General features: G+C 34.7%; 21 protein-coding genes. 7 read left to right on the forward strand and 14 right to left on the reverse strand.

The features are described from left to right. Position 1: 1 nt before the first annotated feature. From ACH2AZ_RS00975 to ACH2AZ_RS01000, 6 genes are all read right to left on the reverse strand, one after another. Positions 2-2,212, reverse strand: a complete 2,211-nt coding sequence (locus ACH2AZ_RS00975; protein WP_394906228.1) for a RelA/SpoT family protein — start codon at positions 2,210-2,212, stop codon at positions 2-4. Positions 2,213-2,232: 20 nt separating this feature from the next. Further along, entirely contained in the window at positions 2,233-3,468 is a 1,236-nt protein-coding gene (locus ACH2AZ_RS00980; protein ID WP_394906229.1) for a M48 family metallopeptidase, read from the reverse strand. 158 nt (positions 3,469-3,626) lie between these two features. Continuing rightward, positions 3,627-4,427 (reverse strand): TrmH family RNA methyltransferase, encoded by an 801-nt coding sequence (locus ACH2AZ_RS00985; RefSeq protein ID WP_394906230.1) that lies wholly within the window; start codon positions 4,425-4,427, stop codon positions 3,627-3,629. Between the two features lie 14 nt (positions 4,428-4,441). Beyond that, positions 4,442-5,749, reverse strand: coding sequence for an amidohydrolase family protein (locus tag ACH2AZ_RS00990; protein WP_394906231.1), 1,308 nt, complete (start codon positions 5,747-5,749; stop codon positions 4,442-4,444). 4 nt (positions 5,750-5,753) lie between these two features. After that, on the reverse strand, positions 5,754-8,720 hold the full coding sequence (locus tag ACH2AZ_RS00995) for an amidohydrolase family protein (RefSeq protein ID WP_394906232.1): 2,967 nt from the start codon (positions 8,718-8,720) through the stop codon (positions 5,754-5,756). A gap of 122 nt (positions 8,721-8,842) precedes the next feature. Next, on the reverse strand, positions 8,843-9,922 hold the full coding sequence (locus ACH2AZ_RS01000; RefSeq protein WP_394906233.1) for a DUF3810 domain-containing protein: 1,080 nt from the start codon (positions 9,920-9,922) through the stop codon (positions 8,843-8,845). A 100-nt stretch (positions 9,923-10,022) separates the two neighbouring features. Here ACH2AZ_RS01000 and ACH2AZ_RS01005 point away from each other — a divergent pair, with 100 nt between their 5' ends. Beyond that, positions 10,023-11,480 (forward strand): aminoacyl-histidine dipeptidase, encoded by a 1,458-nt coding sequence (locus ACH2AZ_RS01005; RefSeq protein ID WP_394906234.1) that lies wholly within the window; start codon positions 10,023-10,025, stop codon positions 11,478-11,480. A gap of 50 nt (positions 11,481-11,530) precedes the next feature. Here ACH2AZ_RS01005 and ACH2AZ_RS01010 read toward each other — a convergent pair whose 3' ends face one another. Next, the gene (locus ACH2AZ_RS01010) at positions 11,531-12,481 is read right to left on the reverse strand and encodes an aldo/keto reductase (RefSeq protein ID WP_394906235.1); all 951 of its coding nucleotides are present in this window, start codon (positions 12,479-12,481) and stop codon (positions 11,531-11,533) included. A 64-nt stretch (positions 12,482-12,545) separates the two neighbouring features. Next, positions 12,546-13,448 carry a site-specific tyrosine recombinase XerD gene (xerD, locus tag ACH2AZ_RS01015; protein WP_394906236.1) on the reverse strand — a complete coding sequence of 301 codons (903 nt, stop codon included), beginning with the start codon at positions 13,446-13,448 and terminating at the stop codon, positions 12,546-12,548. A 117-nt stretch (positions 13,449-13,565) separates the two neighbouring features. Between xerD and ACH2AZ_RS01020 the strand changes: the two genes are divergently transcribed. Continuing rightward, positions 13,566-14,186, forward strand: coding sequence for a porin family protein (locus ACH2AZ_RS01020; RefSeq protein WP_394906237.1), 621 nt, complete (start codon positions 13,566-13,568; stop codon positions 14,184-14,186). Positions 14,187-14,250: 64 nt separating this feature from the next. Here the strand turns inward: ACH2AZ_RS01020 and ACH2AZ_RS01025 are convergent, their stop codons facing one another. Beyond that, positions 14,251-14,841: a porin family protein gene (locus ACH2AZ_RS01025; protein ID WP_379044687.1), complete on the reverse strand. Its 591-nt coding sequence runs from the start codon at positions 14,839-14,841 to the stop codon at positions 14,251-14,253. A gap of 330 nt (positions 14,842-15,171) precedes the next feature. Between ACH2AZ_RS01025 and ACH2AZ_RS01030 the strand changes: the two genes are divergently transcribed. From ACH2AZ_RS01030 to ACH2AZ_RS01045, 4 genes are all read left to right on the forward strand, one after another. Then, positions 15,172-15,657: an outer membrane beta-barrel protein gene (locus tag ACH2AZ_RS01030; RefSeq protein ID WP_379044684.1), complete on the forward strand. Its 486-nt coding sequence runs from the start codon at positions 15,172-15,174 to the stop codon at positions 15,655-15,657. 10 nt (positions 15,658-15,667) lie between these two features. After that, positions 15,668-16,093, forward strand: a complete 426-nt coding sequence (gene aroQ, locus ACH2AZ_RS01035) for a type II 3-dehydroquinate dehydratase (protein WP_394906238.1) — start codon at positions 15,668-15,670, stop codon at positions 16,091-16,093. Next, positions 16,080-16,817 carry a diphthine--ammonia ligase gene (locus ACH2AZ_RS01040; RefSeq protein WP_394906239.1) on the forward strand — a complete coding sequence of 246 codons (738 nt, stop codon included), beginning with the start codon at positions 16,080-16,082 and terminating at the stop codon, positions 16,815-16,817. Before aroQ ends, ACH2AZ_RS01040 begins: the two co-directional genes overlap by 14 nt. Before the next feature lie 124 nt (positions 16,818-16,941). After that, the gene (locus ACH2AZ_RS01045) at positions 16,942-17,487 is read left to right on the forward strand and encodes a hypothetical protein (RefSeq protein ID WP_394906240.1); all 546 of its coding nucleotides are present in this window, start codon (positions 16,942-16,944) and stop codon (positions 17,485-17,487) included. A 71-nt stretch (positions 17,488-17,558) separates the two neighbouring features. Here ACH2AZ_RS01045 and lpdA read toward each other — a convergent pair whose 3' ends face one another. The 3 genes from lpdA to msrB all read right to left on the reverse strand — a co-directional run bounded on the left by lpdA (position 17,559) and on the right by msrB (position 20,094). Next, complete coding sequence (gene lpdA, locus ACH2AZ_RS01050; protein WP_394906241.1) at positions 17,559-18,947, reverse strand: dihydrolipoyl dehydrogenase; 1,389 nt, start codon at positions 18,945-18,947, stop codon at positions 17,559-17,561. Between the two features lie 113 nt (positions 18,948-19,060). Beyond that, the gene (locus ACH2AZ_RS01055; protein ID WP_394906242.1) at positions 19,061-19,588 is read right to left on the reverse strand and encodes a collagen-like protein; all 528 of its coding nucleotides are present in this window, start codon (positions 19,586-19,588) and stop codon (positions 19,061-19,063) included. Then, complete coding sequence (gene msrB, locus ACH2AZ_RS01060) at positions 19,585-20,094, reverse strand: peptide-methionine (R)-S-oxide reductase MsrB (RefSeq protein WP_394906243.1); 510 nt, start codon at positions 20,092-20,094, stop codon at positions 19,585-19,587. The genes ACH2AZ_RS01055 and msrB overlap by 4 nt, the downstream gene beginning before the upstream one ends. A gap of 134 nt (positions 20,095-20,228) precedes the next feature. On the opposite strand from msrB, the gene ACH2AZ_RS01065 reads away from it, so the two are divergent. After that, positions 20,229-21,053, forward strand: coding sequence for a M48 family metallopeptidase (locus ACH2AZ_RS01065; RefSeq protein WP_394906244.1), 825 nt, complete (start codon positions 20,229-20,231; stop codon positions 21,051-21,053). A gap of 38 nt (positions 21,054-21,091) precedes the next feature. On the opposite strand, the gene ACH2AZ_RS01070 is transcribed toward ACH2AZ_RS01065, so the two are convergent. Next, complete coding sequence (locus tag ACH2AZ_RS01070; RefSeq protein ID WP_394906245.1) at positions 21,092-21,316, reverse strand: DUF2007 domain-containing protein; 225 nt, start codon at positions 21,314-21,316, stop codon at positions 21,092-21,094. Positions 21,317-21,341: 25 nt separating this feature from the next. Beyond that, positions 21,342-22,556 (reverse strand): diaminopimelate decarboxylase, encoded by a 1,215-nt coding sequence (gene lysA / locus ACH2AZ_RS01075; protein ID WP_394906246.1) that lies wholly within the window; start codon positions 22,554-22,556, stop codon positions 21,342-21,344. Positions 22,557-22,614 lie beyond the last annotated feature (58 nt).

Genomic DNA, 22,614 nt, shown 5'->3' on the forward strand with positions numbered 1-22,614 from the left:
TTTATTCACGGGTTACTTTGTTTATTCCCTTAATTTTTTTCAAGCGCTCCATTAATTTCTTTAAAATGGTTTTGTTTTTCACGATAACAGTAATTTTTCCTTCAAAAACCGAGTGGTTACTTTTAAAGCTGATCTCCTGCATATTAACGTGAAGGTTGTTAGAAATCTCTTTAGTTATGTGGCTTACCAAGCCTAAATCGTCTAAACCAGTTAACTTAATTACGGCTTTAAATTCTTCTTGAGTAGAGTCTATCCATTTAGCACTTATTATACGATAGGCATAATTGCTTTGCAATTGAATGGCGTTAGGACAGTCTTTTTTATGTACTTTAATTCCTTCTGTGGTGGTTAAAAATCCAAAAACATCATCACCAGGTATTGGGTTACAACAATGTGCAAGTTTGTATGGTAATTTGTCGTTTTCTTTTCCAAAGACCAACAGATCATACTGCGTTGTAATTTCTTCTTTGTGTATATCATCTGGTATACTGGGTTTTCTAATTTTATTTTTAAAATAATTGACAAAAGCATTACTACGAGAGGCATTAAATTCTTTAAGCGCCACGTTATCAATGGTGCCAATTCCTACACGGTAAAATAAATCTAAGCTGGTTTTTATTTTAAAATACCGTACCAATTGGGTGATTGTTTGTTCGTTAAAGGGAATTTTTAGAGATCTTAGTTTTCTTTTTAAGATGGCCTTTCCGTTTTCGGCTAGTATTTTTCTATCTTCTTTTAAAGCCGATTTTATTTTAGATCGAGCTCTTGCCGTTGTGGCATAGTCGAGCCAATTTTTATTGGGTTTTATGGTTTCTGATGTAATTATTTCTACTTGATCTCCGCTCTTTAAAACGTGACTTAAGGGGACTAATTTACCATTAACTTTGGCTCCTCGAGTTTTTAAACCAACATCGGTATGAATACTAAAAGCAAAATCAAGTGGTGAAGCTCCCTTTGGTAAAGACTTAATTTCACCTTGAGGGGTGAAAACAAAAATCTCCTTCGAGTATAAATTTAATTTAAATTGTTCGACAAAATCTACCGCATTACCTTCGCTGTTTTCTAAGGCCTCTTGTAATTTATTGAGCCATTGTTCAAGATTTTCATCTTCTTGCTCGGCACCATGTTTGTATTTGTAATGAGCAGCATATCCTTTTTCGGCAATTTCATTCATTCGTTCGCTGCGAATTTGTACTTCTACCCAACGGCCCTTTGGTCCCATTACGGTAATATGCAGTGCTTCATAACCTGTTGATTTTGGTGAAGAAATCCAGTCGCGTAATCGAGTGGGATTAGGTCTAAAAAAATCAGTGACTATAGAATAAATTTTCCAAGCCAAAAACTTTTCCTGATCTGGGGTGCTGCTATAGATTATTCGAATGGCAAATTTGTCGTAAATTTCTTCGAAGGCTATATTTTGTTTGATGATTTTCTTGCGAATTGAAAAAATAGATTTGGGTCTACCTTTTATTTCAAATTCAATTGCTTCTTTTTCTAAGGCATTAGAAATAATGTTTGAAAATTCTTGAATGTACAGATCTTGGTCTTCTTTACTCTCTTTCATTTTATCAAGTATTTCTTGATAAACTTCTGGTTCGGTGTATTTTAGACTTAAATCTTCTAATTCGGTTTTGATGTTATAGAGGCCTATTCGATGTGCTAAGGGTGCATAAATATACAAGGTCTCTGATGCTATTTTTATTTGTTTATCATCGCGCATCGACTCCATTGTCTGCATATTATGCAGCCTGTCTGCAATTTTAATGATGATTACCCGAATGTCATCATTTAGCGTAAGCAGCATTTTTCTAAAATTCTCGGCTTGTAAAGAAATGTCTTTTTCGGGTTTAAGGTTGGTGATTTTAGTAAGACCCTCAACAATTTTGGCTACTACATCGCCAAACATCGCGGCAATGTCTTCTTTGGTATAGGCTGTATCTTCAACAACATCGTGTAGTAAGGCTGCTGCAATTGACGTGGCATCTAAACCAATTTCTGATGCAACAATTTTGGCTACCGCAATTGGATGAAAAATATAAGCTTCACCAGATTTTCTACGTTGCTCTTTATGTGCATCTACCGCAACATCGAAAGCCTTACGAATGAGTTTTTTATCTTCATCACTCAACTGTCGATAGCTTATACGCAATAGCTCCTTGTATTCTTGGGCTATTTTCTTGTTTTCTAGTTCTAATTCTTGTTCACTTATCATAAATCTAAGATACTAAAAGTCTATGATTTTTCTAAATTATTAATTCGTTGTAAAAGGCTTGGGTGCGAATAATACATAAATACGTAGTAGGGATGGGGCGTTAAATTGCTAAAACTATTGCTGGATAATTTTTTTAATGCTGATATTAAAGGTTGTGCTCCAAAAGTTTGTTGAGCATAATCATCGGCTTGATATTCAAACTTTCTACTTAACATATTCATCAATAAACCGGTTACCACAGAAATTGGAGTGTAAAGAATACCAAAGGCAATAAGACCAACGTGAAAACTAGGCTGACTTACACCTAGCGCTTCAGACAACAATGGATTTCCTACAAATAGCGAGAACAACCACAAAGTAAATCCTGTGCTAAGCAAAGAAATAAAGAGGTTAAATAAAATATGCCGCTTCTTATAGTGTCCCACTTCGTGTGCTAAAACCGCCACAATTTCTTCTTCGGTTAAGTCATTAACAAGAGTATCATACAACGTGATTCTTTTTTCTTTTCCAAATCCAGAAAAATAAGCATTGGCTTTTGTACTTCTTTTAGAGCCGTCTATGATATAAATATTAGACAAAACAAATCCTACCTGCCTGGCATAGATTTCAATTTTATCGCGTAAACTACCTGGATCTAGCGGCGTTTGTTTATTGAAAAAAGGTACAATAAGTTTACTGTAAAACATATTGATGAATATAGAAAAAATGCCTATCAAAATCCACGCATAAATCCAGAAATACTCGCCTGCAATTTGATATAGTTTTATAATTAGGGCTAACATAACCCCACCTAAAATGCCAGTTAAAACCCAAGCTTTTAACTTATCTATAAAAAAAGTTTTTTTGGTAGTTTTATTAAACCCGAAGCGCTCTTCAATAACAAAGGTACTATAATAGCTAAAGGGAGTAGTTAGTAGATCGTTTGCCAACACAATTACTCCAAAAAATATTAGCGCCACAATTATAGGGTGCTCGCTAAAATTTCTGGCAAAATTATCAACCCATGCAAAACCATCTAAGAAGAAAAAAGCCAAGGTAATTAGCAGGGAGAAACTTGCGGTAAGTACACCAAACTTATAGCGTGTTTTTTTATATGCTTGAGAGCTTGAATAGGCTTTGTCATTATAAATATCTTGTAGTTTTGGCGGTAAATTATCCTTAAAATGCTTTGCGTTTAGAGCACCTAATATTTGATCGAATACAAAATGAAATATCAAAATACCAATGAGTAAATAAAACAAAATGCTTGAGTTCATAAAATAATATATGATTTATGGTGCAATATATTTAGTAATCAAAGAATAACCAAGGTTTGTTTTAAGTGGTTATATGATAATTGTCAACTAAGAATTTTATTGCTTAGCATTGCTGTAAAATCCATTAAAACCGATGTCTTTTTCGCTTAAGCGGATAATTATTTAAAGTCACGTTGACGCTTTGCTTCGAAGATTAATATTCCCGCAGCGACCGAGACATTCATGGAGTCAATTTTTCCTTGCATAGGGATATGAATGTTTTTTGTTGCCGCTTTCCGCCAAGCTTCACTTAAGCCTTTGTCTTCTGTGCCTACTACCAATGCAGTTGAGTTCGTGAAATTTTGTTTGGTATAGATTGATGAATCTTGTAAAATTGCCGTGTAAATAGCAATTTCACTGTCTTTTAAATAGTTTATAATCTCAGTTGTAGTTCCGCTAGCAATCTGATTGGTAAATACACAGCCTACACTTGACCGAATTATATTAGGGTTATAAATATCGGTTTTAGGATTGGCTATACAAACCGCATCTACATTAGCGGCATCTGCAGTACGTAACAACGCACCAATATTCCCTGGTTTTTCAGGCGCTTCGGCGACTAGTAAAAGCGGATTTTTACGTTTAAATTTTAAATCTGCAAGCAGATGTGGTTTAGGTGCAGCCACAGCAATTAATCCTTCGGTGCTTCCGCGATAAGCGATTTTTTTATATACTTCTAAACTAATTTCAATTTTTTCAAATGCCTCAAATTTTAAGCTTAAATCTTTATCATTTCCTAGTATTTGGTTACTATAATACAGCTCTAATAATTGATAGCCGGCCTGCACCGCAAGTTCAATCTCACGAGCACCCTCAATTACAAATTTACCTTCTTTTAGTCTTGTTCTCGACTTTTCCTGTAATTGGATTAAACGCTTGATTCTCTTGTTTTGGGTGCTGGCTATACTTTTATGATTCATAAGCGAGGCGTAAACTATTTTTTGTATTTGTTTTTGTAACGATCGTAAAGCTTGGTTTGGTGTGTTTTTAAACTAACCGCTCGACCATCAATAAATGCATGCGTCAACTTGTTTCCGCGCATATCTAAAGCATCACCTTCGCTTATAAATAAAGTAGCCGATTTGCCTACTTCTAGTGATCCATAATTGCTATTAATACCTAATATTTGCGCATTGTTATAGGTTATGAGCTGTAATGCTTCTTCTTTTGAGAGTCCATAAGCGGCACAAGTACCAGCATAAAACGGAAGGTTTCTGGCATTCATTCGCTCCATATCGCCGCTTGGCTCTAGTCCGACGAGAAGCCCGGCTTGCGTTAATTGAGTAGCCAATTTAAAAGGGGCGTCATAATCTTCATCGTCTTGTCTTGGCAAACTATGCGGACGATTAACTAATACTGGAATTTGCGCTTTTTTAAGTTCGCTAGCAAAACTTAAAGCTTCATAACCACCCACCACTACAATTTTGGGAATTTGTAATTCTTCTTTAAATAATAGAATATCTGCGATTTGCTGTTTTGTGTTGGCGTGAATGTATAAGGTTTTATTTCCGCTAAACACCGGTTTTACTGCCTCAAAAGCAATACTTTTTGTGCCAATCTCTTTAGATCTATAGCTTTTTGCCTGCTCGAAGTAAAATGTAAGTTTATTTACTTCTTTGGTGTAATTTTCTAAATCTTGTGTAATTTTTTTCTTTTTATCTAAGTGACTAATTCTTTTATATACAGATGGCCAATTAAGATGTATACCATGGTCTTTATTTATATAGGCATCTTCCCAATTCCAAGCATCGAGTTGAACAACCGATGATGTACCCGATATACGTCCGCCTCTAGGTGTAATTTCGGCAATAAGAACACCATTTGGACGCATAGATTCAACCACTTTACTTTCGGTGTTGTATGCGATTAAACTACGTATATGGGGTAAAAAACTACCGGTTTCATTTTCATCTTTAGAAGCTTTTACTGCATCAATCTCTACCAATCCTAAAGTGCTATTAGGTACAACAAAACCTGGATAAATATGTTGGTTATTGGCTTTAATTATTTTTGTGTCAGTTGCTAATGGGTGCTTCTCATTATTTTGACCGATGTATGTAATCTTGCCATTATTAAAGTCTATACGAGAATTTTTAATAACCCCTCCTTTACCATTGTGTAGAGTGGCCCCTTGTATGCTAATGGCATTTTTTTGTATTGCTCCAGGGGTTTGTTGTGCTTTTACGCTTATTGTAAATAACAACAAAATTATTAGTAGGCTAGTGGAATGGAATGATTTCATAATTTTAAATTCTTTCTTCTAAAGTGTCGCAATGCATTAGTATTTTTTCATCTTCAACAACATCTTGCGTTTCTGATCCGCTTTGACTGGCATCTAAAGTTTTTTGTATCAATTTATTTTTCAAGGTATTGTTTTGAGCACGAAGTAATTTGTCTTTCTCTAAATCAAAATACAATTTACCATCTACAAAAGTTTTTTCCGCTTTAGCGTAAATAGATAAAGGGTGATCACTCCACAATACCAAATCGGCGTGTTTACCTTCTTTAATACTTCCTACATACTTATCAATGTGCAATAATTTAGCAGGATTAAGTGTTACTGTTTTCCAAGCATCTTCTTCACTTAAACCACCATATTTAATGGTTTTTGCTGCTTCTTGATTTAATCTTCTACTCATTTCGGCATCATCAGAGTTTATCGCCGTGACAACGCCTTGATTATGCAAAATTCCTGCATTATAAGGTATTGCATCATTTACTTCATATTTATAAGCCCACCAATCAGAAAAAGTTGAGGCACCTGCTCCATGTTTCTTCATCTTATCGGCAACTTTATATCCTTCTAAAATATGGGTGAATGTATTTACGGTAAAACCGAATTGTTCGGCCACCTTCATAAGCATATTGATTTCACTTTGAACATACGAGTGGCACGAGATAAAACGCTTAGAGCGAACAATCTCTAACAAAGTCTCTAATTCGATATCTTTTCGATAGGTTGAATTGTTGTTTTTCTCTTGCTCGTAGGCTAAAGCCTGATTAAAGTAATCTATATAAACTTGTTCGACCCCCATACGGGTTTGCGGAAAACGATAACCGTTTCCCCAATTGGATTGTTTCACGTTCTCACCCAATGCAAACTTGATAAATTTAGGGGCTTGTTTAAAGATAAGCTCATCGGGTTGATGCCCCCAGCGTAATTTTAGTATAGCCGATTGACCACCAATTGGGTTGGCCGAACCGTGTAATAACTGGATGGTAGTTACGCCACCAGCTAAGTTTCTGTAAATGTTAATATCTGTAGGGTCTATAACATCTTCCATTTGCACTTCTGCGGTTGAATTATGACCAGCTTCATTAACAGCAGAGGCTGCAATATGTGAATGTTCGTCGATAATTCCTGAAGTTAAGTGTTTGCCGGTTGCATCTATTATAATAGCATTACGGCTTGATAAATCTCGCCCTATTTTATGAATTAAACCGTCTTTTATTAAAACGTCGTAGTTTTCAATAATTCCCAGCTCCTCATTGGTCCATAGGGTAGCGTTTTTAATTAAAAATTTTTTGGTTTCTGGTAAGGTTTTAAATCCATAGGCCATATTAGGAAATGAAATAGGAGAAAAGTTTGGTTTTTCCAGGTCTTCTTGCTCATTCTTTGCTTGCTTCTTTTTAAAGTTTTCATCTCGCACAGCTGTTAATTTCCTCTGCTTACCATTTGGCGTGTTTAACCATATATTTAAACGCTTTTTTTCTCTAGGTGCTTCGATTAGTAACCTATACATTCCCATTTCGTTAGATTCAGGAATTTCGAATACTAATGTTTGATCTTTACCTAATTGTTTGTGTTTAAAATCTATTTCTTCTTCATTCCATAGCAATTTAGTGGGTTGTTTTTTTTCAGGTCCATAAACTAACGAAAGCGGAAAGTCTTTATGATTAACGCTATACTTGCCAGCTATGTTAAGCGTTTCAAGCGCGTTTAAATTATGAAGCTTTCCTTGTACAACATGGGCTAATACATTGCTATTTTCGTTGAAATAGGGTGTATCTGTAATAAAAAAGTTAGCTAACTTCTCTGTATGCAAGCTTCCTATTTTATTATTTTGCCGAAGCAATTTGGCGGGCAAGCTTGTTAATGAAGCCAAAGCAACCTCTTGCGGTAGGCCGTATTTTATAGCCAACAATAAATTGCTTTTAAATGAACTGAGATCATCTAATCCGTGGGTTGTAATGGTAAATGGAATTTCATTTTTATACAATAGCATTAAATTTGCCGGTGCTTGATCCCATCTTTTTAATTTCTTGAGACTAATTTTTTCTGCAACGTGTGGATGACTAATTGTGTAGGGTTTAGGAAAGTCAAGGGGTGCAATTATCGTATTGCCCATTTTTCTTAACGTACTTAAATTTTCAAACTCAAACCCGTTACCCTTGACTAAATATTTTTTACCAAACTCTTCGCCTATTTTTATAGCCCGGAGTTCATCTAAACCATTGTCGGTAATAAAAATTTGAGGTAAATTTTCTTGTTTTATTAAAGCCTCTAGTGCTAAATCTTGATAATCTGAAATATTGTTTTTATACCAATTGGCATCTAAATAAGTTTGTCTAATTAATGCCATTGCTCCCATAGTAGAGGTAGGATACATTTGATTAGAGAGAATGCTTTTATCAAAAGAAAGAACTGTACTTGCTTTTTTCTTTATTATACTTTGTATTGCGCCTTGGTTTTTAACTAAGCTTACAAGACTAGAGGTGCCGCGCATAATTCCATCGGGATAATGTGTATTAACTACACCAAAACCAATTTGCAGAAGTTTCTTAGCTTCCTCTTCTTCATATTCAAAAAAGTGGCTGGCGTTAGTCTCTGGTCGTATATGGTCATTCCAATAATGGCCTGTCCTAGTGGCATCGTAACCGTTTCCTTTTTTAGCCTGTTCTTTTGTCGGCTTTTTGATACCAAATTCACTGGTTAAATCAATAAAAGAGGGATATAAGTGTTTGCCATCTAAGTTTATGGAAATATAATTGTCTTCAACAGCAATTTGTTTTGCTATTTTCACAATCTTGCCCTTAAAAACAAGTAAATCTCCTTTAAAAGGTTTTTCATTCGGATTGTGAATAATTGCATTTTGATATAGGGTATAGGCATCGTACCTGCTTTTTACCCCATCGTTTTTAGGGAAATATTCTTGGGCTTTCGCTGTAGTAAATAGGAGCAATATCCCAAAATAGGTTAAAAGATTTCTCATTCTCTTTAAATTTAAGGCCTAAAAATAGTAAAATAATTTAACCTAACTCTTTTGAATTCTTCCATTAAATACGCTCCATTTATTAATTCAGAACGAGATTGCTTTACATTATGAGTGAAAGGTTAATACGTGGCAAGCGTTTTGGTCTGATAAAAATCATTAACCAATAAAGCAACGACATAATTATAACTTTTCATTCCCAGTGGTTGATTATTGGCTTTTAAAAATTGATTATAAAATGACTTAAAAAGTGGTTCCAACGGATTTTGATGCGCCTGCCAGAAATCACCTACTTCTTGGTAATTTTGGAGTACACCAGTATTAAGTAAACCAATTAAATTATCGGCTTGACAGGGGTCTTTTTGCATAAGATCGCCTAAGCAATATTGCAAAGCAAAAGCATAACCGGCATAACGAATGGCAGCATTGCTATGATTCATACTTACTTTGCAAGCAATAAAATTAGCCTCATTCTCTTTAGCATACCCAATTTGATGACCTATTTCATGGCTGGTAGTGGTGGGTAGCTTAAATAAAGGTATTCGCGTATTAACTTGCGCCTCGTTGGTTAATGGATTTAAATAACCATTAAACCCCATATAGCTCAGGGGGATGCTTAGTAATGAGGGTTTTATACTGGGGTTTTCATAAATGAAATTTGCGTTGGTTTTGGACAGATGATGGTAGCCTTCTGTCATTAACCGTCCAACTTCAAATTTATGAAAAGAAAACTCCACTGGTTTGTTTTCATTTTGGGTGAGTTGTAACTGAAGTTTATTTGTTTTTTCAATTAAATGCTCGGTATAATTATTTAATTCGGGTAAATTATAATCCGCTTTAAGCTGAAGGCTGTGATGCAAAGGTTGCCTATAAAAATTATATCCCCAGAATAAATGGAAAAAAAATATTAGGATAGAAAAGAAAGCTAATAACTCTACTGCCCATTTGCTAAATGCAAGGAATTTATTTCTAATACGCTTATAAATCCAGCGAAGACTGATAAAAATAAGCACCCCATATAAAACATCACCTACAGAAAAGGGTATAAAACCAAAAGCCAAACGAAGTAAACTGGCGAGATAAGGATAAATGCCTTGACTGTAATATTGTTCTACCCATTGTGGTTGTGTTTTTAAAAACTGCAATAACATAATTTGAATGGGTAAGAAAATTGCAAAAGCAATGAGAACTTTTCTTTTCAAATTTTTTATTTCAAATGTAAAGAAAAACCAATAAAAACGGGTATATTTTTATTCTTCTTACAGAAACAATACCTTTGTGAAATATATAAAAATACAGAGCATGAACGAAGAAATAAGAAATTTAGAGCCTAAAGCGATTTGGAATAATTTTGCAGACTTGAATGCTGTACCAAGGCCTTCAAAAAAGGAGGAAAGGGTGATTGCCTTTATGAAAGCTTTTGGTGAAAAATTAAATTTATCAACACAAGTTGATCAAATTGGAAATGTAGTGATAAAAAAGCCAGCTACACCAGGATATGAGGACAGACAAACTATTGTATTGCAGTCTCACCTTGATATGGTTCATCAAAAAAATAACGACACCGATTTTGATTTTGATACGCAGGGAATAGAAATGTACGTTGAAGGAGACTGGGTGAAAGCAAAAGGAACTACCCTAGGAGCCGATAATGGCTTAGGAGTAGCAACTATTATGGCTATTCTTGAAAGCGATACCATCGAGCATCCGGCAATTGAAGCTTTATTTACCATTGATGAAGAAACCGGAATGACGGGAGCAAAAGAATTAGATGACAGTATTCTCGAAGGCACTATTTTACTTAATCTGGATACCGAAGAAGATGATGAAATTGGTATTGGTTGTGCCGGTGGTATAGATCTTACTGCTACGCGAAATTATGATCAAGAAAAATCGCCGACAGATTCTACAGCTATTAAAATTATTGTGAATGGTTTAAATGGAGGTCATTCGGGTATGGATATCATTAAAGGTTTAGGAAACGCAAATAAATTAATGAATAGAATTTTATTGGCTACTCAAGAAAATGGACTTCGTGTTGCCGAAATTCAAGGGGGCGGCCTTAGAAATGCTATTCCTAGAGAAAGTGTTGCAAAGGTAGTAGTAGCCAATGATCAATTAGACGCATTTAAAGCTAACTTTAATGATATTGCACACGCCATCAAGGCAGAATATAATGGATTAGAGGAAGAATTAAATATACAATTTGAAGAGATCGAAAGTATTAAAAAAGTAATGGCTGTTGCCGATCAAAAATTAGTATTAAATAGTTTAGCCGCGGCACATAATGGAGTGTTTAGAATGAGTCCTGCCGTTGAAGGTTTGGTTGAAACTTCAAATAATATCGCTAAGGTAAGTTTGAGTGCTGGTGAAATTAAAATACTCTGTTTGACGCGGTCTTCTGTTGAATCTTCGAAGCATAATTTGGTATCTGGCCTAAAAGCTAGTTTTGAATTAGGCGGTTTTAAGGTGGATTTAAGTGGGGATTACCCGGGTTGGGCTCCGAATCCAAATTCACAAATGGTGAAAAATCTTGCAGAATTATATGTAAGGCAGAATGGTGAAGAAGCCAATGTAGCCGCATGTCACGCAGGATTAGAATGTGGAATCATAGGTAGCCACTATCCAAAAATGGACATGGTTTCTTTTGGCCCAACAATACGAGGTGCACACTCACCCGATGAGCGGGCGAGTATTTCGTCTACCCAGAAATTTTGGAAATTTTTATTAGAAGCATTAAAAGAAATACCAAAAAAATAAAAACTAATTAAAAAAAGCTTAGCATTTCGCTAAGCTTTTTTTTGTAAAAATTATTCGTCGTAGATATTACTATAAGGATTGCCTGGAGTTACAAAAAATTCACCATTAACGTATCGATAGTGTTTATCTAAGTGTTTAATTTTTTCTAAGTCTTCACGGTCTAAATTTATAGTTAAGCTATTTAAATTCTCTTTTAACCGGTGAGTATTGGTAGACTTGGGTATAACTGCATTTCCTTGTTGTACAGACCAATTAATTAATACTTGTGCAGCACTAGCATCATGCTTTTCGGCTATTTTTAGGATGGTTTCGTTTTCTAAAAGAGAAGGCTCGTTCTCGGCCTTCATCTCTGGTATGCGGTCTTGACTTCCCAAAGGTGAATATGCCGTTAATAAAATATTATTTTCTGTACAAAAATTATGTAATTCGTTTTGTTGTAAATAGGGGTGGAGTTCTACTTGATTCATTTCTGGATAATCCTCTGTTTTATCCATTAAATCTTTCAATTTTTTTATACTAAAATTTGAAACCCCAATATGTTTAACCAAGCCTTGCTTTTTTGCCTCAAGCATAGCTTCCCAAGTTTCGATTATAGGAGCTTCTTCTAAAGAAAGATAATCACTATCTTGCTGAGGGAAATTTGTTACTTCTGGTTTAAAAGCTACAGGCCAGTGAATTAAATAAAGGTCTAGATATTCTAATTGTAAATCGGATAAAGTCTTTTTTAGGGCCGGAATTACATCTTCTTTTAAGTGCGCATTATTCCATAACTTTGAAGTTATGAACACGTCCTCACGTGCAATGTCCTCTTGTTTAAAAACTGTACTAAAAGCTTTACCTATTGCAGCCTCATTGCCATAAGTTGCAGCACAATCTATATGTCTATACCCTTGCTTTAACGCTGTATAAATGGCTTCTTCAATTTCTTCATCGCTTGATTTCCACGTGCCCAAGCCAATTGAAGGTAGCGAGTCTCCATTTTTAAATTTTAATTCTTTCATTTTTATTTTAAAGGTAAAAACTTGTCCGGAAAGCCCAGCCTAAAAAGCTTAGTTTAATAAAAATTTAATATTTAGTTCGTGGGTGAAAATTTTCCATAACGGTTTTAAGATGTGATCTATCTAAATGCATATATACCTCTGTTGTTGTAATACTTTCGTGTCCTAGCATTTGCTGTATGCTGCGAAGATCTGCACCATTTTCAAGAAGGTGAGTGGCAAAAGAATGTCTAAAGGTATGCGGACTTATATTTTTTTTGATGCCAGCAAGTTTGCAGAATTTTTTAACTAGGGTAAAAATCATAGCTCGGGTAAGCTGTTTACCTCTTCGGTTTAAAAATAAGGTGTCAATATCTTCTTCTTTGACCGGATCTAAAATTCTTACTTCGCTTATATAAAATTTAATGTAGGCAATGAGACTTTCTGTTACTGGAACCAAACGTTGCTTGTTACCCTTACCTGTAATTTTTATGAAACCTTCCTCAAAGAATAAATCAGATAACTTTAGGTTTACTAATTCCGACACTCTTAATCCACAACCATATAAAGTCTCTAAAATAACACGGTTTCTTTCACCTTGAGGATGACTCAAATCTATTGCACCTATAATTTTATCTATTTCATTAACACTTAAAGTATCGGGTAGTTTTCTGCCGATCTTTGGTGTTTCTACTAGCTCCATTGGGTTATCTTCCCTATAGTTTTCGTTAATTAAAAACTCGAAAAAACTTTTTAAACCAGAAATTATACGGGCTTGGGAACGTGCATTAACAACTTTGTTTAACTCAAATAGAAAACTATGAATGGTGGTATCTTTAACCTCAACGAGTGATTCCGATAAATTATCTTGTTCTAAAAATTTGGTTAATTTAACAATATCTAATTCATAATTCACGATAGAATTGTAAGATAAACCGCGCTCCAATTTAAGGTAAGTCTTATAATTCTGAATGAGTTGGCTTGATTCCATACGGTAAAAATAAACATTTAATGGGTATCTTAGACATTAGGGAAACTTTAGTGAGTACTTAATATATCTTTAAGAGACTGAGCCGTATGTTTGCTGTAAATCATTAAAAAATAAATTATGAAAAAATTAGTTTTAACTGCATTTATTGCAGCAGCAGGAATTTTTGGCGTTCAAGCTCAAGCCAATTCAGATTTGGTTAAATTAGGTGTAAAAGGGGGAATAAACCTGGCTACAGTAACTGGGGATGATTTTGATAGCCCAGATTCTAGAACGAGTTTTAATGCTGGTTTTGTAGCCGAAGTTCCTTTTTCTGAGCGCTTTTCTGTGCAAGGAGAGGTATTGTACTCGGGTCAAGGCTTTGATGCAGTGCGAGTAGACCAAGATAATTTTTTAGATAATGATGAAAATATCGAGGTACAATTAGATTATATTCAAATCCCTTTACTTGCAAAAATATATTTGGTTGAAGGTTTAAGTGTAAGCGCAGGACCACAAATAGGTTTCTTAGTAAATGACGAAATAGATTATAAGCCTAATAGCGATAGTGGAGACATTGATATTGATGGCGCTTTAGAACCAGAAGATATTGACATTAGTTTAGCAGCTGGTCTTGAGTATGCTTTTGATAACGGATTTTTTATAAGTGGGCGCTATAACTACGGGTTTAGCGAAATTATAAAAGATGTAGATGTACACAACTCTGTTTTGCAATTCGGTATTGGGTATACTTTTAAATAACATGAATTTAGATTGAAAAAAAGCGATTGAGTTATTCAATCGCTTTTTTTATGGCTTAAGTTTTTTAAAACTTATAAATAAGTCCAAAATTTATATCATTTGTATCAATACCAAAATCAAAACGTTTGGTAGCTTCGGCTCCATCACTATCCGGTTTAGCCGAACTATAACCTAGGATTCCAACACTTGCCTCGATAGCAAAGTTGTTTGATAAAAAATAACTAACACCAGGCATAAACCCAATATTTAAACCGTTTACTTTATTATCAAAAATATCTTTGGTGTGCCCATATCCTAAATTTAATTCACCATAGGGGGTAAAGCGTTTTCCTGGTAAAAGGTAATAGCGACCAAATACTCCTACTTCAAAAGTTGAATTATCCACGGTATCACGGCCTCTTGAATCTTCTGCAGTATTCTTACTGTACCCTAACTGAGCACCGACAGCAAAGAAGTCATTTACAAAATAACCAAAACGCGGAATAATGTTAAAATTACTTGATTTAGAATCATCTGGATTTTTTGTAGTGCTGTAACCTACAGATCCAGATATAAACATGTCTCCGGTATCAAATCCTGGATTTTCTCCAGTTTCTTGAGCTTGAGCAAAAGTCAGGCTAAATACCGCCACTGCGCTTAAAATAAACTTTTTCATTTTATGTATAGTTTTAAATTTAGAGCAAAGTTAATCACCACTTTTTAAATTTTATTTATAGAAATTGTTCTCATTTAATTCAAATTAAAGTGTAATTGATTTAAATATTTATGTTTTTAGGAATGAAAGGAGGCTTTGGAGCAAAACAATTATCAAAAAATGATTTTTTTAAGAGATTTTTGAAATATGACATTTAACAAAAAATTAAACTATAAAAATACCTGAATAAGCTTACCTAGGCTTAGACTTCAATACAAAATTAATAAGGGGGTTCCAGAAATAAATTGCATTTTCTTTTGTACATTCGCTTTAACTTAAAATAAAAATAGAATGAAAAAAATTGTTCTTGCAGCCCTTATTTTTGTAGCCTTTTGTGGTATTTCCTATGCACAATCAATTCAAACCGGAATTTCTGGAGGTTATTTAAATGTTGAGGCCAATAATAAAGATGAAAACGGATTCTACGCAGGTTTGTATATTGAAGCACCTTTAAGTAATAGTTTTGCTTTAAAACCTAGTTTGCTTTACGGAAATGTTAGCGACAATAATTTACTTTATTTTCCAGTAGTTTTAAAATATTACTTATTATCAAATTTAAGCGTGCAAGCGGGTCCGCAAGCTACTTACATTTTTGATATACCCAACAGTGATTTTAAAGATAGATTGGGCTTAGATTTAAGTATAGGAGCAGGCTTGAAACTTTTAAAAGATTTTACAGTGAGTTTAGATTATGGTTTTAAAATTGCAAAAAATAGTGAAACCTTTCAGTCAAGCGATTTTAATAGTTTAATGATAGGCTTATCTTTAGACTTATAAATCGAACAAAATGAAAATTCTTATCATAAACGGACCCAATTTAAATTTACTGGGAACACGAGAACCCCAGATTTACGGAACTTCAAATTTCGAGAATTATTTAGGTGAATTACGTCAAGAATTTAAAAATATAAATATTGATTATTTGCAGTCTAACCACGAAGGTGATTTAATCGATGCATTACAAATTGCGGCAGATAAGGTAGATGCTGTTATTCTTAACGCAGCTGCCTATTCGCATACCTCTATTGCATTGGCAGACACTGTAAAGGCCATTCAAACACCAGTTGTCGAGGTACATATTTCAAATATTTTTGCCCGCGAATCTTTTCGCCATCATTCTTACTTAAGTGCGGTTTGTAAAGCTAGCTTATCTGGCTTCGGACTTAGAGGCTATGCTATGGCGATATACTATTTAAAGCATGAAAATAACTAAAGCTTATTTAAATTGGAGCTCCGGTAAAGATGCTTGCTTAGCTCTAAATAATCTACAACAGTCTAAATCTTTAAGTGTTGAGCTTTTACTAACAACTTATAACGCAGATTTAAATCGGGTAACCATGCACGGTGTACCCATCTCTTTGGTAGAAGCGCAAGCTAAATCTCTTGGACTACCTTTAGATTTTCTTAGCTTAAAAGGAGATGTTTCGATGACCACCTATAATGCAGCGGTTAAAAAAAAAGTTACTTCGCTTAAAGCGGAAGGATTCACAGCGAGTGTTTTTGGAGATATCGCCTTAGATGATTTAAAAGAGTATAGAGAAAAACAATATCGACCTTTAGGAGTTGAACCGATTTTTCCGCTATGGGGAAAAGACACACAAAACCTAGCTAATTATTTTATCAATTTAGGATTTAAAGCAATAGTTATAGCAGTAAGTGCTAAGAGGTTAGATGCTTCTTTTTGCGGTAGAATTTATGATAGGGAATTTTTAAACGATTTACCAAAAGGGGTTGATCCTTGTGGAGAAAATGGGGAGTTTCATACTTTTGTTTATGACGGACCCAATTTTAAATTTCCAGTACCCTTTAAATTAGGAGATAAAATCATGCAAAGCTATCAGCCGAGTAAACGTAACGATAAAGACGATTGCTTTAAAAACCAAAGCTTTTGGGATAATCAATTTTGGTTTCAAGAAGTAATACCAATTGAGTCATAAATTAACAATTTACTTTATTATTTTAGAATACCGACCGTTATTATAAGATAGTTTTAAGAAGGCGCTTTGAAAAATTAAGTTTTGTATTAACGATTTTTGATCATAATCTAAAATCAAAAATATTATGCGAAACAAAATTTTATTTCTACCCCTTTTAATCTGTAGCTTATTTTTTAGCGCTTGTAGCGATGACGATGTAGTAGATAGAATTAGAACCATTAGTGATATCCCAGTAAGTGTTAATAAAACAGTTGACTATTTACCAATTAATGCATTCAACTTCCCAATTGAAACTAGCATTAATCTGCGTGCAGAGTTAGAAAAGGAGCTAGGAACAGATGAGGCTATAAATCAAGTTGAAGAAATAGAACTAGACGATATTGATATTGTTTTGGTCAGCGCCGATGACCAGAATAATTTTGATTTTGTTGATTCTGTGACTTTAAGCGTTCGTAAAGATGGTCTGGATGTTATGCAGGTGGCCAGTTTAGATAATGTGCCAAAGGGAGTCGAGCGAATTAGTTTAAACACCACAGATGCTTATTTAGACGATTATTTAAGTGCCGAAGATTTAAAATTAATTGTGCAATTTACCAGTACAGAAGATGCAAATAATATTACGGTTACTTTAGATATGCAATTTGATGCTAAAGTAAACCCATCTTTATAATTAAAAATAAGTAAATCAAAAAAGCCGAGGAGTTTAGAACTTCTCGGCTTTTTCTTTTTTATAATTGATGATTATAAATGAATTACTTCATCATAAGCATCGGCTGTAGCCTCCATAACCGCTTCACTCATAGTAGGGTGAGGGTGAACCGCTTTTAAAACTTCGTGTCCGGTAGTTTCTAATTTTCTACCCAACACAGCTTCGGCAATCATATCGGTCACACCAGCACCAATCATATGGCAACCCAACCATTCGCCGTATTTAGCGTCAAAAATCACTTTTACAAAACCATCTTTCTTACCTGAAGCGCTAGCTTTTCCTGAGGCCGAGAAAGGGAATTTACCCACTTTAATTTCGTAACCTTGTTCTTTTGCTTGCTTTTCAGTTAATCCTACGCTGGCAATTTCGGGTGAAGCATAAGTACAGCCTGGAATATTGCCGTAATCTAAGGCTTCAACCTTCATACCTTTAATTTTTTCAACACATAGAATTCCTTCAGCTGAAGCTACGTGAGCTAAAGCTTGGCCTGGGGTAACATCACCAATAGCATAATAACCCGGAACATTTGTTTGGTACCATTCATTTACCTGGATTTTATCTTTGTCGACTTGAATACCAACTTCTTCCAATCCTATATTTTCAATATTCGTTTTAATTCCTACGGCACTTAAAACGATATCTGCTTCTAAAATCTCTTCTCCTTTTTTGGTTTTAACTGTCGCTTTTACACCTTCTCTAGAGGTATCTACTTTTTCAACAGAAGCATTGGTCATTACCTTTATACCTGATTTCTTGAATGATTTTTCAAATTGCTTTGAAACATCAATATCTTCAACTGGTACAAGATTTGGTAAATATTCTACAATAGTAACCTCGGTTCCCATGGCATTGTAGAAATGGGCAAATTCAACGCCTATAGCACCAGAACCTACTACAATCATTTTTTTAGGTTGCTTTTTTAAGGTCATAGCTTGGCGGTATCCAATTACTTTTTCACCGTCTTGCGGTAGGTTTGGTAATTCTCTAGATCTTGCACCCGTAGCAACAATAATATGATCTGCTTCGTAGGTTTTAGTTTGGTCATCTTTCGCAACCTCTACTTTTTTTCCTTTCAATAACTTTCCGAAACCTTCAATGACGTCAATTTTATTCTTTTTCATTAAAAATTGAACCCCTTTACTCATTCCGTTGGCTACATCACGGCTTCTTTTTACCACGGCATCAAAATCTTTATCGGCTTCTTTAACTTTTAAACCATAATCTTCTGCATGCTTTAAATAGTTAAAAACCTCGGCACTTTTAAGCAGTGCCTTTGTAGGGATACAACCCCAGTTAAGGCAAACCCCTCCTAGACTTTCTTTTTCTATTACAGCGGTTTTAAAGCCTAATTGAGAAGCTCTAATTGCGGTAACATATCCACCCGGACCGCTTCCAAGTACAATGACATCATATTTACTCATAGTATTGTTTTTTATCTGTAGTAATGTGCTGCGAATTTAAACAATAATCCCCATAACCAAAAGAGTAGCCTTTATTATCTACTCCATGTTATAGGGATTTTTTTACACGTTAACTAAAACTCTTTTAAACTTAGCTTTTCCGATTCGAGTGCTTGAGTTAATTGATTATAAGTCGATAGATCTTTTTTAGGGTCTTTTGCAAAGTCTGATGGTAACACAACAAAACGAAAAACTTGATTATCTGTAAAACCAAAATCAAGGTTGCTTAAATCAAAATTACCATCTATTAGCAATTCTACATCTAAATCGGTGTGGTTGTAAACATATTGAATAGTCCCCTCTGGTAAAAAAAAGTTTTGTGGGATAAGACTCCACGTTTCAACACTATTTCCGTTAACATTCTGTACTTCTAGGCGATAAACCAGTATAGCATCAGAGGGTTCTATTGCAATCTCTGGTGGTATATCAAGTATACGCGTAAAAAGATTGGCATTAAAATCATAATTAAAGTCTACGTTTTCATACTCAAAGGTTTGTCCTAGAATATTGGTTCCGTCTATGCCTGGTGGACCCATAGGTCCTCGATCGCCTTCGCAACTCCATAAAATAGGAAAGGCTAATAATAATAGTAATTTTTTCATTCTTCGTCTTCTTTAAAATTTAAACTTATTGAGTTTACGCAATATCTTTTTCCCGTTTGGGTAGGGCCATCATCAAAAACGTGACCTAAATGACCACCGCAAGAAGCACACAATATCTCAGTTCTTATCATTCCTAAAGAGGTATCTTTTTTATATTCTATGCCTCCCTCAATGGCTTTGTCAAAACTAGGCCAACCACAATGAGCGTCAAATTTAGTGTCACTTTCAAACAATAAAGCGTCACAAGCTTTGCAATGGTATTCGCCCGATTTAAAATGCAAATTATACTCTCCTGTATGTGGTCTTTCGGTTCCTTTTTGCCGCAAAATTCGATATTCTTCTGGCGTCAAAATAGACTGCCATTCCTGTTCAGTTTTTTGTACTGAATAATTTACCTCTTTATTCATGTTTTTTTTATCAATTTTATTTTTTTCATTCTGTTTTTGGGCTTGAGAAGTACAACTTACAAATAATATTGTAACCCCGATAAAAATTAAATTTTTCATGTTTTTTCTCTTAGAGGAAACAAGTTTCGTGCCGTTTTTTGCATACTTTTACGGAGTATTTTTTGTTAAAACCTTAATAAAGGAAAAACGAATATTGTCATATTTTTCTATATTGAGACAAAATTTAAATTATCATGAAAAACAAATTTGTAATTTTTTTAAGTTTTATTTTTCTGATTTTGAGTGGTTGTAGCCAAAATCCGTTTACGGGAAAAAAAACATTGGCGTTAGTGCCTAATGCACAAATTTTACCGATGGCTTTTCAACAATATGACCAGTTTTTACAGGAAAATCAGGTTGTTAACAATACCTCAGAATCTAGGATGGTTAAAACGGTTGGACAAAAAATTGCTACCGCTGCGCAACGTTGGCTGAATGCCAATGGTTATCAAGGATATCTAGAAGGTTACCAATGGGAGTATAATTTGGTTAAAGATGATCAAGTAAATGCTTGGTGTATGCCAGGAGGTAAAATAGTGGTTTACACAGGAATTTTACCCATAACTAAAAGTGAGGCAGGTTTGGCTGTAGTAATGGGCCACGAAGTAGCACACGCTTTAGCCAATCATGGTCAACAACGTATGAGTGCCAGTCAATTACAACAATTAGGTGCTGTAGCTACCGCGGTTGGATCTCAAGCAGCAGGTGTAAGCGAAGAAAATGCTGCTTTATTGAATCAAGCTTATGGTATAGGCACACAAGTAGGTTTAATGTTACCTTATAGTAGGAGCCACGAAACAGAAGCTGATAAGATAGGACTTACATTGATGGCTGTAGCAGGTTATGATCCCCACGAAGCAGCCGATTTGTGGCGACGCATGAAGGCTCAAGGCGGACAAGCTCCTCCAGAGATTTTATCGACTCACCCTTCTAACGATACGAGGATTAATAATCTTGAGGTATGGGCCGATGAAGCTGTGGCTGAAGCAAAAAAATTTGGAGTCACCACATTTAAATAATAGACAAAAAAACCTTCTGAAGCTTCAGAAGGTTTTTTTTATTCAGGAAAAGTAGCTTGAACAATCTTTTTTGCCTCAGACTCGTGGGCCTTTGGGACAAATAGCTGTACCTGATTAATATCGCCGCCATAGAAACCAGCTCTTAATCCAGATTCATAATTATTTTTTTTAATACTATTGATGCCAGCTTTTTCTAGAATATTCTGTAAATATTGAATGTTGACATCGCTTCCAGTATATACCAAAGTTATGATTGTGTCCATTTTTTATTTGTAAAATACAATAATTTTATGATTCTGGCAATGCATGTACGAGTTGTTTATCGATTAAATCCTCAAACTTTTCTCTTTCACGTATAAGGTAAAGCTCTTTTTTATAAAGCATCACTTCGGCTGGCCTTAATCTAGAATTATAATTACTTGCCATTGAAAAGCAATAAGCTCCAGCATTCTTAAAGGCTAGATAATCACCTTCGTTGATTTCGCTTATTTGTTGGTTATTAGCAAAAGTGTCCGTCTCGCAGATATATCCCACAACCGAATAAAAGCGTTTGTGGTTTTTGGGTTGAGAGATATTTATAATTTCGTGTTTTGCTCCATAAAGCATCGGTCTAATTAGGTGATTAAAACCAGAATCAACTTGAGCAAAAACAGTTGAAGTGGTTTGTTTAATTGCATTGGTTTTTACAACAAAATATCCTGCCTCGCTTACCAAAAATTTCCCAGGTTCAAAAGTAAGGGCAAGTTTTTTGCCATAAGACTCACAAAAATCTATAAATCGTTTGCTTAGCTTTTCTCCTAAGTTTTCAATATCTGTTTCGATATCATTTGGTCCGTAAGCCACCTTGAAGCCACTACCAAAATCAAGAAACGATAAATTTTTAAAATGTTTGGCGGTATCAAATAAGATTTCGGCTGCTTGAAGAAACACTCCAATATCTAAAATATCACTACCCGTGTGCATATGGAGTCCGTTAATATTCATTTTTGTATTGTCAACTATGCGTAAAATATGCGGTAATTGGTGGATAGAAATTCCAAATTTAGAGTCTATATGGCCAACGGAGATATTGGTGTTTCCGCCAGCCATAATATGGGGATTTATGCGTAAACAAACCGGTACTTCAGGATAAATGTTTCCAAATTTTTCTAGTACATTTAAATTGTCAATATTGATTTGTACGCCTAGCTTTACGGCTTCTTCTAACTCTGTAAAACAAACTCCATTTGGGGTAAAAATAATTTTCTTAGGATCAAATCCTGCGTGTAAACCTAATTTAATTTCTTCAATGGATACGGTGTCCAATCCGCTCCCGCAATCTTTTAAGAGGTTGAGAATATTTAAATTGGATAGTGCTTTTACCGCATACCTAATTGCTAAATTATCAATAGAATTGAAGGCATTTTTTAGGCGGTAAAATTGTTGCTGAATTTTTTGCGCATCATAAACATAAAGGGGAGTGCCAAATCGTTCGGCTGCCTTGATTAAATGGGAATTTTTCATTTTAATTGGGGTATAAACTAGATTTTATTTCAATCTCAGCTTAAACCGCAAAAAAGTG

The sequence above is a fragment of the uncultured Mesonia sp. genome (assembly GCA_947499595.1).
In the GTDB taxonomy this organism is placed as follows: Bacteria; Bacteroidota; Bacteroidia; order Flavobacteriales; family Flavobacteriaceae; genus Mesonia; species Mesonia sediminis.